At 50.8% G+C, this 10,290-nt stretch carries 11 protein-coding genes; 7 read left to right on the top strand and 4 right to left on the bottom strand.

Annotated elements, in window-relative coordinates; genetic code table 11:
* The 4 genes from VIN66_RS18010 to VIN66_RS18025 all read left to right on the top strand — a co-directional run.
* Positions 1-446 (top strand): penicillin-binding protein activator (locus VIN66_RS18010; RefSeq protein ID WP_331925272.1); only part of this gene is annotated, 446 nt, incomplete at its 5' end.
* A gap of 7 nt (positions 447-453) precedes the next feature.
* Complete coding sequence (locus VIN66_RS18015; protein WP_331925273.1) at positions 454-801, top strand: YraN family protein; 348 nt, start codon at positions 454-456, stop codon at positions 799-801.
* Between the two features lie 21 nt (positions 802-822).
* Complete coding sequence (locus tag VIN66_RS18020) at positions 823-1,404, top strand: SIS domain-containing protein (protein WP_331925274.1); 582 nt, start codon at positions 823-825, stop codon at positions 1,402-1,404.
* Positions 1,401-1,976 (top strand): BON domain-containing protein, encoded by a 576-nt coding sequence (locus tag VIN66_RS18025; protein ID WP_331925275.1) that lies wholly within the window; start codon positions 1,401-1,403, stop codon positions 1,974-1,976. Before VIN66_RS18020 ends, VIN66_RS18025 begins: the two co-directional genes overlap by 4 nt.
* A 65-nt stretch (positions 1,977-2,041) precedes the next feature.
* On the opposite strand, the gene VIN66_RS18030 is transcribed toward VIN66_RS18025, so the two are convergent.
* The 3 genes from VIN66_RS18030 to VIN66_RS18040 all read right to left on the bottom strand — a co-directional run bounded on the left by VIN66_RS18030 (position 2,042) and on the right by VIN66_RS18040 (position 4,195).
* Complete coding sequence (locus VIN66_RS18030; protein WP_226766613.1) at positions 2,042-2,716, bottom strand: DUF599 domain-containing protein; 675 nt, start codon at positions 2,714-2,716, stop codon at positions 2,042-2,044.
* 38 nt (positions 2,717-2,754) lie between these two features.
* Positions 2,755-3,663, bottom strand: coding sequence for an EamA family transporter RarD (gene rarD / locus VIN66_RS18035; protein WP_331925276.1), 909 nt, complete (start codon positions 3,661-3,663; stop codon positions 2,755-2,757).
* 79 nt (positions 3,664-3,742) lie between these two features.
* Complete coding sequence (locus VIN66_RS18040; protein WP_331925277.1) at positions 3,743-4,195, bottom strand: thioesterase family protein; 453 nt, start codon at positions 4,193-4,195, stop codon at positions 3,743-3,745.
* A gap of 147 nt (positions 4,196-4,342) precedes the next feature.
* Between VIN66_RS18040 and recQ the strand changes: the two genes are divergently transcribed.
* The gene (gene recQ, locus VIN66_RS18045; RefSeq protein WP_331925278.1) at positions 4,343-6,166 is read left to right on the top strand and encodes a DNA helicase RecQ; all 1,824 of its coding nucleotides are present in this window, start codon (positions 4,343-4,345) and stop codon (positions 6,164-6,166) included.
* Here recQ and VIN66_RS18050 read toward each other — a convergent pair.
* Positions 6,136-6,441 (bottom strand): cytochrome c, encoded by a 306-nt coding sequence (locus VIN66_RS18050; protein WP_331925279.1) that lies wholly within the window; start codon positions 6,439-6,441, stop codon positions 6,136-6,138. The genes recQ and VIN66_RS18050 overlap by 31 nt on opposite strands.
* A gap of 197 nt (positions 6,442-6,638) precedes the next feature.
* Here VIN66_RS18050 and VIN66_RS18055 point away from each other — a divergent pair, with 197 nt between their 5' ends.
* Together VIN66_RS18055 and VIN66_RS18060 are read left to right on the top strand one after the other, a co-directional pair.
* Positions 6,639-9,503 (top strand): EAL domain-containing protein, encoded by a 2,865-nt coding sequence (locus tag VIN66_RS18055; protein ID WP_331925280.1) that lies wholly within the window; start codon positions 6,639-6,641, stop codon positions 9,501-9,503.
* Positions 9,504-9,623: 120 nt separating this feature from the next.
* Positions 9,624-10,229 (top strand): YkgJ family cysteine cluster protein, encoded by a 606-nt coding sequence (locus VIN66_RS18060; protein ID WP_331925281.1) that lies wholly within the window; start codon positions 9,624-9,626, stop codon positions 10,227-10,229.
* Positions 10,230-10,290 lie beyond the last annotated feature (61 nt).

Raw genomic sequence — 10,290 nt, forward strand, 5'->3', positions numbered from 1 at the left:
CCATTTACCTGATTGCCGATCCGGTACAAACCCGGCTGTTTAAACCCTTTGTCGACGTTTCAGTCAGTCAGACAGCCCCGAGGCTGCCGGTTTATGCCAGCTCACGCAGCCACAGTACCAGCCTGGATAGTACAGATCAGCGTGATTTAAACGGCTTAACCTTTACTGAAATGCCATGGATGCTGTCAGAGCAAGGCAGCGTTGAACTGCGTCAGCAGTATCAGCAATTGTTTGCTGATCAGGACGAAACGCTGCAGCGTCTGTTTGCAATGGGGTATGATGCCTATCAGCTGGTGGGCAGTCTGCGCCAGCAACAGCAGTTGCCCGCCACGGTGTTCCCCGGGCTGACCGGTCAGTTAAGGCTTACCCCGCAAGGTAGCATAGTGCGTCAGTTAAGCTGGGCCAGTTACCGCAACAACCGGTTAAGGCCGGTTCAGGAACCCTAAACCCGGCATGAATAACCTTGGGCAGCAGTATGAGCAACTGGCGCTGGAGTATCTGCAGCGTCAGGGGCTGCGGCTGATACAACAAAACTTCCAGTGCAAGGCAGGTGAAATTGATCTTGTGATGCAAGATGGCGCCTGTCTGGTATTTGTCGAAGTAAAATACCGCGCCAGCAGTGCCTTCGGTGGCGCCGTCGCAGCGGTAACATATAGCAAACAGCAGAAGCTGCTGCGTACCAGTCGCTGGTACCTGCAGCAGCACCGTCTGTCAGAGCAAGCCTGCCGGCTTGATGTTCTGGCCATTGAAGGTCAGCCACCCTATCAGTATCAATGGATTAAAAATGCCATTACCCAGTAGAACAACCCGCAGGACAGCCTGATGCAAGAGCATATCCGTCAGCTTTTTAGTGAAAATATCCAAACCATGATTGCGGCAGGTGAGAGTCTGGCCGCGCCGCTGGAAAATGCCGCCTATGTAATTGTGAATAACCTGGTCAGTGGCGGCAAAGTCATTTGCTGTGGTAATGGTGCCACAGATGCGCTGGCCCAACACTTCTCTCAGTTGTTACTCGACCAGTTTGAAACAGAGCGCCCGTGCTTACCGGCAATAGCGTTGCAAAGCCACAACCACAGTTTGCAGCACAGCCATCAGCAGGATTATCTGGCCAGGCAAATTAAAGCGCTGGGCCAAAGTAATGACGTTTTACTGGTGATCTCGTTAAGTGGCAGCGAACCTGAGCTGATTAAAGCGGTCGAAGCTGCACTGACCAACGATATGAAAATTATTGCACTGACCGTAGATGGCAGCGGTGAGTTATCAGGTTTACTGAATCAGCAGGATGTAGAGCTGAAAGTGCCGGCGCACCGCCACTCGCGTATTTTTGAGTGCTACACCTTTTTGTTGCACAGTTTGTGCGAACTGATTGATATGACATTATTTCCACAACAGGGAGACTTATGAACACAGTAAAATTAATTTGCGCCTGCATGCTGCTGGCGCTGTTGCAGGGTTGCGCCGCGGCGGTGGTTGCCGGTGGAGCAACAGCAGTTACCGCAGCAAACGATCGCCGCACGCTGGGCGCACAGATAGACGACAAAAATGTCGTGTTAAAAGCACAGCGCGCACTGGCTGATCATCCTGCCACAGCTGACGGCAGCAATATTAATATCACCAGCTATAACGGCGTACTATTGCTGACCGGCCAGACTGCCAGCGAGCAAATCCGCCAACAGGCTCAGGCGTTAGTCAGCGGTATTGATGGTGTTCGCGATGTGCAAAACCAGATCCGGCTGGGTAACAACACCGCCATGACCACCCGCACCCGGGACGGCTGGATTTCAACCAAGGTCAAAAGCCAGCTACTGGCTGACGAGCAGGTCAGCGGGCTGAATATTAAAGTGATCACCGAAAACGCTGAAGTGTTTTTAATGGGGATTGTCAGCGAGCAGGAAGCAGCAAAAGCGGTCGATATTACCCGCCATGTTGAGGGCGTATCACGCGTGATTAAAGCCTTTGAGATCCGCAGCAATTAACCCGACAATTTTTTTACTGAGGACGACAACGCAGCCCTGAACCACGGCTGCGTTTTTATTTGTGATCAGCATTCCTGCAAAGCTTTTAGCACTTTAGAGTGAAACTCGCGTTGTTTCATCACCAACATCACCACAACCGCCGCCACCATAAATAAAATCGGATCAATAAACCAGGCCAGTGCAGACAACGAGAAGTAGATTGAACGCAAACCGTAGTTAAATGAGTGGCCAGCCTGATCAATCACCTTGGATGCGCGGTTAGCATATAATTGCTGCTCTTCGGTTGCCATGTCACGCCCATCCGGTGCGGCGCCAATTAACACGCCGCAAAAACCGTACTGACGTAACGACCAGGTGAACTGGAAAAAGGCGAATACAAACACAAACGCCAGCAGCAATAATTTTATCTGCACCAGGCCCTCAGTGTAAGTTGCCCACGGCACCAGATTCGATAACATCAGGCTGAGTTTTTCCGATGAGGTCATCGCGGTCAGTAAACCGGCCAGGATCAGCAAAGTGCTGGACGCAAAAAACGTTACATTGCGCTCAAGCGTAGAAATCAGCCCGACATCAGCCATTTTATTGTCACGTTGCAACATGCGCTGCATCCAGTCGTTGCGCTTACGTCTGAGCTCAAACGACAAACAACTGACCACTTTCGCCCTTTGCTTGGCGAACAGCGTGTAGCCTACCCAAAGGCTGAAAAACCAGATAACCGCAATTAAATCAATCAAGCTCACCTTAACTTCCTTCTGTTTCCGGCGTCAGACAATGCCGCTTATCTGGCCAGCGCCTGGCGCCGGCTGATGCGATTGTAGCGCCATGCATCCAGCGTATATAAAAACAGCGCCAGCCAGATAAGCCCAAACGTCAGCAAGCGCTCTGACGCGAAAGGTTCATGGTACAACCAAACACCAAACACAAACATACAACTTGGGCCAATGTACTGGAAGAACCCCATGGTAGATAATTGCAAACGCCGTGCACCGGCAATAAAACACAACAGTGGCACAGTGGTCACCAGGCCGGCGGCGATCAGGTAAACATTTAACTGCCAGCTGTTATTTAACAAATTAGCCGCGCTGCTGTCTGCATGTTGGCTCCAGAACCACAATGCCAGCGGCAACAATAATAAAGATTCCAGAAACAAACCACTGATAGCATCAACGGCCAGCTTTTTGCGCATCAGGCCATAAATGGCAAAAGAGCCTGCCAGGGTCAGCGCTATCCAGGGTAAAGAACCAAAGGTGATCAGCTGGATAAGCACACCACTAAGCGCCAGTGCTACAGCGGCCCATTGCAATTTGCGCAAGCGTTCATTCAAAAACAGCATGCCCAGCAGGACATTCAGTAGGGGGTTGATGTAGTACCCCAGGCTGGCATCCAGCATGTGATGATTATTCACCGCCCAGATGAACAGCCCCCAGTTGCCCCCCAGTAACAACGCGCAAAGCAGCAGCCATGCCAGCATTTTAGGCTGCCTGACCACAGCCAGCAGCTTCGCCGACTGTTTTAACGCCAGGATCAGCAACAACAGCAGCACAAACGACCAGACAATACGGTGCAGCAGAATTTCTGTCGCCGGAATAAAATCGATCTGTTTAAAATACAACGGGGCTAAGCCCCAAAGACTATAGGCGCTGGCAGCAAAGATACCACCGAGTTTTTGTTCGCGGCTTAATGACATCGGGCGGGCTCCGGTAAACGAGTGGCCATTATACGCCTGATGACATTAACTGTGCAGCGCACTTAACGGCAAAAAAGCGTCAGCCAACTAAATAAGTACCGGTACCCAGCGCAATATGGATGCCCTGTTCGTTGTGCAACTCCATCCTGCACACGGCCACTTTGTTGCCGGCCCTGATGACACGGGCCGTAGCAATAAAACGCTCGCCCCGCCCCGGACGTAAATAGTCGGTACGGATATCTATAGTGCTCATTTTCCCAAGCCGCTCGGCAAGTTCTGCCGGTGCAACATCGGCTAAACGCCCCAGTGCACTGGACACCGCCATAATGCCACCGGCAACATCCAGCACAGACGCAATCACGCCGCCGTGCAGAATTTTTTGCAGCGGGTTACCTATCAGTTGCTCAGACCAGTCAAAGCATACTTCTACCCCTTCTTCGGCGAAGCGGGTTACCTTTAACCCTAACAGCCGGTTAAACGGCATTTGATCAAAAGCCTGGGTAATCATTGGTAGTAACGGACTGTTTTGCATGAAATTCTCACTGGTAAGACCTTTAGTCGGACTGCTTCAGTCTACCGCAGCCTTACTCACAGGCAAGTGTTTAGGGCAATTTGTTGTTTCTGTGCCCTGCGTTTCCCTTTAGAATGGCGGCTTATTTTTTCTGACAACTGGTTATACGTGACAGACGATTTACTGCCCCTGCTAAAACAAGCCTTCGGTTACAGCGAGTTCCGGGACGGTCAGCCGGATATTATCCGCATGGCGCTGCAAGGTCAGGACAGCTTTGTGTTAATGCCGACCGGTGGTGGCAAATCGTTGTGTTACCAGTTGCCCGCGCTGATGTTGCCTCAGGTTACCATCGTCATTTCACCGCTGATGTCACTGATGAAAGATCAGGTGGACGCACTGCAGGCGAACGGTATAGCGGCAGAGTTTGTCAACAGCAGCCAAAGCCGCGAGCAGGTGTTGCAGGTATTCTCCAGGCTGCGACGCGGCGAGCTCAAATTGCTGTATGTGGCACCAGAGCGTTTGCTGCAACCTCAGTTTCTTGAACGGCTGCAAGATGTCGGTGTCAGCCTGTTTGCGATTGATGAAGCGCACTGTATTTCGCAGTGGGGCCATGATTTTCGCCCGGACTACATGGCACTGGCGCTGTTAAAGCAACGTTTTCCCCATGTCCCGCTTATGGCGCTGACGGCAACGGCTGATCGGGCGACGCGGCAGGATATTGTCCAGCAGCTGAATATGCAGCAGCCTTATGTGTATCAGGGCAGCTTTGACCGACCCAATATCCGCTATACGGTACAGGAAAAATTCCGGCCACTGGAGCAGCTGGTCAGCTACCTGCAACAGCAGGATGGCGCCAGCGGTATTATCTACTGTGGTTCAAGACGCAAAGTGGATGAACTGACTGAGCAGCTTAAGCAGCGCGGCTTTAATGCTGCGGCTTATCATGCCGGTATGAGCAGCGACGAGCGTGCTACGGTACAGGACGCTTTTAAACGCGATGATTACCAGTTCATCGTAGCTACCGTGGCCTTTGGTATGGGTGTCAATAAATCCAATATTCGCTTTGTTGTGCACTTTGAGCTGCCGCGCACCATAGAAGCTTACTATCAGGAAACCGGCAGAGCCGGCCGTGATGGCGTTGCCGCTGAAGCGTTGCTGCTGTTTGACCCGGCAGATATCGGCCGGATGAAGCGCCTGCTTGATGCCGAAGAAGATATACAGCGGGCTGAAGTGGCCTGGCAGCGCTTTCTGGCAATGGCCGCCTTTGCTGAAGCCCAGACATGTCGTCGTCTGGTGTTACTGAATTACTTCGGCGAAGCCCGCCAGACGCCCTGTGGTAACTGTGACACCTGCCTGCAACCACCGCAGCAGTTTAATGGTACAGAACTGGCGCAGAAAGCCCTTTCCTGCGTCTACCGGGTAGGCCAGAATTTTGGTATGCACCATGTGATAGAAGTATTGCGCGGTGGCCTGAGCCAGAAAATTACTGAACTTAAACACGACAAATTGTCCACCTGGGGCATCGGCAAAGAGTTAAGCCACGACTACTGGCTCAGTATACTGCGCCAGCTTATTCACTGTGGCTTATTGCAACAGGACATTACCGCCCATTCTGTGTTGAAACTGCAACCGGCAGCCCGCGCGGTATTGCGTGGTGAAAACAGTTTGTCGCTCGCGGTACCGCGATTACAAAGCGTAAAACGTGAACCGGAGCGGTTGACTAAGCAACAGTACGACCGGGCGCTGTTTGCCAAACTTAAAGCACTGCGTAAACATATCGCCCAGCGCGACGACGTACCGCCTTTTGTTGTGTTCAGTGACGCCAGTCTGATCGAAATGAGTCAGCAGCTACCGACAGACAGCCGGAGCTTGCTGGCAATCTCCGGCGTTGGCCAGACCAAGCTGGCACGTTACGGCTCGGATTTTATAGCAGAAATAAGCGACTATCTGGCAGCAGACTATCAGCCGCCTGCCGGTAAGCTGGCAAAATAAGCGGCGATATTCTCTACATCGGTATCGGTCAGGCCGGCAGCCATTGGTGACATGATCGGGTTCTTCCGCTCGCCATCCCGGTACGCTTTAATGGCACTTTGCAGATATTTGACTTTCTGGCCGGCCAGATTCGGGTAATCGGGAATAACAGAAATACCGTTAGCGCCATGGCAGGCGGCACATACGGCAGCTTTGGCTTTGCCGGCGTCTACATCCGCAGCGGTTGCTGCGCCAGACAGCAACAGCAAACTAAATCCCAGTACCTGTCGTTTCATATCAACTCCCCGTTCAATGTAATTTATTCTAGTTATACCCTAAGTTACTGATCCCGCATACAGAATCAATATCCCACAGCTTATTTTCCGCCGACAACGAAAATGTGCAGTTTTTCTGCTGACACCTTATCTTGCTGTATGTTACTGTTTAACCAGCAATTCATTAACAAATTAATGTGTTACAGGGAGTATAGCGCGTGAGAGTAGCCGTGCATGGGGTTTTACTGCTGTTATGGCTGCTCAGTTCCAGTGTGTTTGCTTTTCATGCGCAGGTAAACGATCTGGCGGATAAGCCATTCGAGCGCCAGTCACTGCAGCAGGTTTATTTTCAGATCATTCCCGCTGCTAAGACGATAGACGATCTGCTGGCCGACCCACTGTATCACCACAGTTTTCAGCTGTTGACACCTGCCCAGCGTCTGTTGTTCAGCGAGCATCAGGCCGTATGGTTGTTCGCCCGGTTAAAAAACAGCGGCAACAGACCACTGCATACCGTACTGGAATATGATTTCCCGCTGGCCGATAAAATTGAAATTTATCAGGTAGACCGCGAACATCAGGATGTCAGGCTATTAAGCCGCACCGGCAATGACTACCCATTCAGCGAACGGGCTTTACCTTATCGCAGTTTTGCCGCCAGCATAAAACTGGCGCCGGATGAAGAGGCCGACATCTTCTTTAAAATTCAGGATGCGGCCGTAATTCCCAGCGAACTCAGGTTATGGCAAACAGATCACTTCAGCGCAGCCAAACAACGTCAGGCCATGCTTGACGGCTTACTTCAGGGCTTTTTACTGCTGCTGGCGCTGTACAACCTGATTCTGCTGGCACAAACCCGGGCAAGGCACTATCTGTACTTCGCCGGCTTTTTTGTCAGTTTTGCCCTGACAATTGCAGTACTCAACGGCATGGCGTTTGCCCTGCTATGGCCAGGCTACCCGGAAATTAATCAGGCCATTTTGTACATAGTGGTTGGCTTTAATTTACTGTGTCTGAACCTTTTTGTGCGGTATGCCGTGCAGACGCTTTCTGGCAGCTGGTGGCACCTGAGCAACCATATCAGTAACTTTGTCGCCCTGTTGCTCTTGTTCAGCCCGCTGTTTGCCGGTGGCCAGCTCAGGCTGTATTTGCTGTTTTTTGCCATAGCCTGGGTGCTCGGCAGCAACCTGCTGCTGGCATTTCGTTTGAGTTTACAAGGGCACCCGCAAGCGCGGAGTTTTGTCTGGGCCTGTGTTTTTATTCTTATTTGTGCGCTGCTACTGACGCTGAGCCAGGCAGGTTATCTGCACGCCGATTTTAACTGGTCATATATTCTGTTCTCTCTGGTACTGCTGTGTCTGGCGCTTACCAGCTTTAACCTGCACAAGTTTCAGCTGAAACCGGTGGCTTCATCTGCCACACTGGCTGAGCTGCAGAACTATCATGATATTTTCCATAATGCGGTTGAAGGCATGTTCATTACAACAATAGATGGCCGTCTACTGACTGCAAATACTGCCTTACTGCATATTCTCGGTTACCAGAACGAAGAACAGTTAAAGCAGGCCATTGCCGGCGATGGCATGGCACGTTTCTATGCCGACCCCGGGCAATACCAACACGTTTTGCAGCAGTTAGAACTTGGCAGCCGTAAACGGTTTGAAATACATGGCCTAAGGGCTGATAACAGCCCGTTCTGGGCGCTGATGTCAGTATGTCTGACGCAGTCAGAGCAGGACAGACAAGCTTTTATTCACGGTTCCGTTATTGATATTACCGAACAAAAACTGGTGCACGAACAGCTGGCGTATCTGGCAAACCATGATGCGCTGACTGCATTGTACAACCGCTATTATTTTGAACAGCAGTTGCAGAGCCTGTGCGAGCAGCCCGGGGTCGGCAAAGGCTGTGTGCTCTATATCGACGTAGACAAATTCCGCCTGATTAACAGCAATTACAGCCACAGCGCGGCAGATGCGCTGTTAAAACAACTGAGCGAAGTGCTGAAACAGGCCGCGCATCACAATGGCCCGCTGGCGCGGCTCGACAGCGATGAGTTTGGCATTTTGCTGGCGGGTAAAAATGCTAACGAAGCGTTTTCGCTGGCATACCGCCTGCTGGATGCTGTACGTGAATTTCGCTTTATCTGGCAGGATAGCATTCACAGCATCAGTATTTGTATCGGTATTGCAGAGATCCAACCGACAGATAGCTCTGCAGAAATTATTCTGAAAAAGGCGGAAACCGCCTGCAATATCGCCAAAGACAAAGGCGAAAACCGCATACAGTTATTTGACAGCACCGATCAGGATACGCAGCGACACCAGGCAGAAGTCAGCTGGGTAACACAACTGCGCCAGGCAATACAGGAAGACCGTTTTGTCATTTATCAGCAACCGATACAAGCATTGACGCAGCCAGCAGCAGGTTTACATTACGAGCTGCTACTGCGCCTGCAAGATGAGACCGACAACCTGACACCACCGGCCAGTTTTATCGCCTCTGCGGAGAGATATGGCCTGATGCCACAAATTGACCGCTGGGTGATCCGGCATTATTTTCGTTGGTTGCAACAGCACAACTCTCACCTGGATAACCTGCAACTGTGTAATATTAATTTGTCTGGCAGCTCGTTGCTTGATCCGGCATTTACGCAGGATGTGCAGCAAATGTTTGAACACTTCGCCATTCCGTTTAACCGTATCTGCTTTGAGATAAGTGAAAGTGTGGCCCTGGTAAATCTGCAAAGCACACTGGCATTCATTGAGCACTTTCGTAGCCAGGGTTGCCAGATTGCACTGGATGACTTTGGCAGTGGCTTTTCATCGTACAGCTATCTGAAACAATTCCCGGCCGACTTTATTAAAATTGATGGCCATTTCGTTCGCGATCTGCTCGATGATCATTACGATAAGGCGATAGTGAAATCGATTCACGAGGTTGCCAGAGCCATGGGCTTGCAGTCTATTGCCAAGTTTGCCGAAAACAATGACATTTTGCTGGCATTGAAGATGGTCGGCATCGACTATGCTCAGGGCTATGCCATTGCCAGACCCTCACCTCTGGCAAATCTGATGGATTAAAAATATATTTTCACTGCCCTATTGCTGACAGATTAATCAACTCAGTAAAATGCCGCTGCGGCATCTCGCCGTTTCTAAACAGGCAAACCTAAATTAATAGTTATTTCGTTCGGAGTCTTTATGCAACGGCTGCGTGAGTTATCGCGTCGTGTTGAGGCTGTGTATGGCGAAATAGCGGAAACATTTTCAGCCTATCAACAACAGCGCGGCCTGAATTGCCGTTCTGGTTGTGGTGAATGCTGTTTGCAACCGACGATAGAAGCGACGGTGCTGGAAATGATCCCGCTGGCATTACACTTGTTTGATCAAGGTAAAGCGGAACAAACACTGACACAACTCGAAGAGTTAACAGAGCCACAGGGCTGTTTTTTTTATCAGAAGCTGTCATTTGACGGCAAACAAGGGCAGTGCAGTGTATATCAGCACCGGCCGAGTATTTGCCGTTTATTTGGCGCTTCAGGTTATCGTGACAAGCAAGGTAAAACCGCACTATCGGCATGCAAAGTGATTAAAGCCGATCAGCCAACGGCCTATCAGCAAACCCTGATAGCGATGGAATCTGATCCGCCGCCAATGATGATTATGGCCAAAGAGCAGGTGAATGAACTGGACTATGAGATGGGTAAACAACAATTACCTATCAACGAGGCCTTACGCCATGCGCTGGACAAAGTGTTATTTAAAGCCTGGTATAGCGGCTTAAATGATGACCAACAAATTGCCTGAATTAAAACAGTGCGCCAGGCGCACTGTTTTTACTTTACCATCCAGCTAACACGACCTTGCC

The organism is Rheinheimera sp. (assembly GCF_036568245.1).
Classification (GTDB): domain Bacteria; phylum Pseudomonadota; class Gammaproteobacteria; order Enterobacterales; family Alteromonadaceae; genus Alishewanella.

Bases quoted from the DNA above. Each gene is read 5' to 3' on its own strand.
- VIN66_RS18040 (WP_331925277.1), bottom strand. From the start codon at position 4,195: ATGCAAAACAGTCCGTTACTACCAATGATTACCCAGGCTTTTGATCAA.
- VIN66_RS18015 (WP_331925273.1), top strand. From the start codon at position 454: ATGAATAACCTTGGGCAGCAGTATGAGCAACTGGCGCTGGAGTATCTG.
- VIN66_RS18020 (WP_331925274.1), top strand. From the start codon at position 823: ATGCAAGAGCATATCCGTCAGCTTTTTAGTGAAAATATCCAAACCATG.
- VIN66_RS18060 (WP_331925281.1), top strand. From the start codon at position 9,624: ATGCAACGGCTGCGTGAGTTATCGCGTCGTGTTGAGGCTGTGTATGGC.
- rarD (WP_331925276.1), bottom strand. From the start codon at position 3,663: ATGTCATTAAGCCGCGAACAAAAACTCGGTGGTATCTTTGCTGCCAGC.
- VIN66_RS18050 (WP_331925279.1), bottom strand. From the start codon at position 6,441: ATGAAACGACAGGTACTGGGATTTAGTTTGCTGTTGCTGTCTGGCGCA.
- VIN66_RS18025 (WP_331925275.1), top strand. From the start codon at position 1,401: ATGAACACAGTAAAATTAATTTGCGCCTGCATGCTGCTGGCGCTGTTG.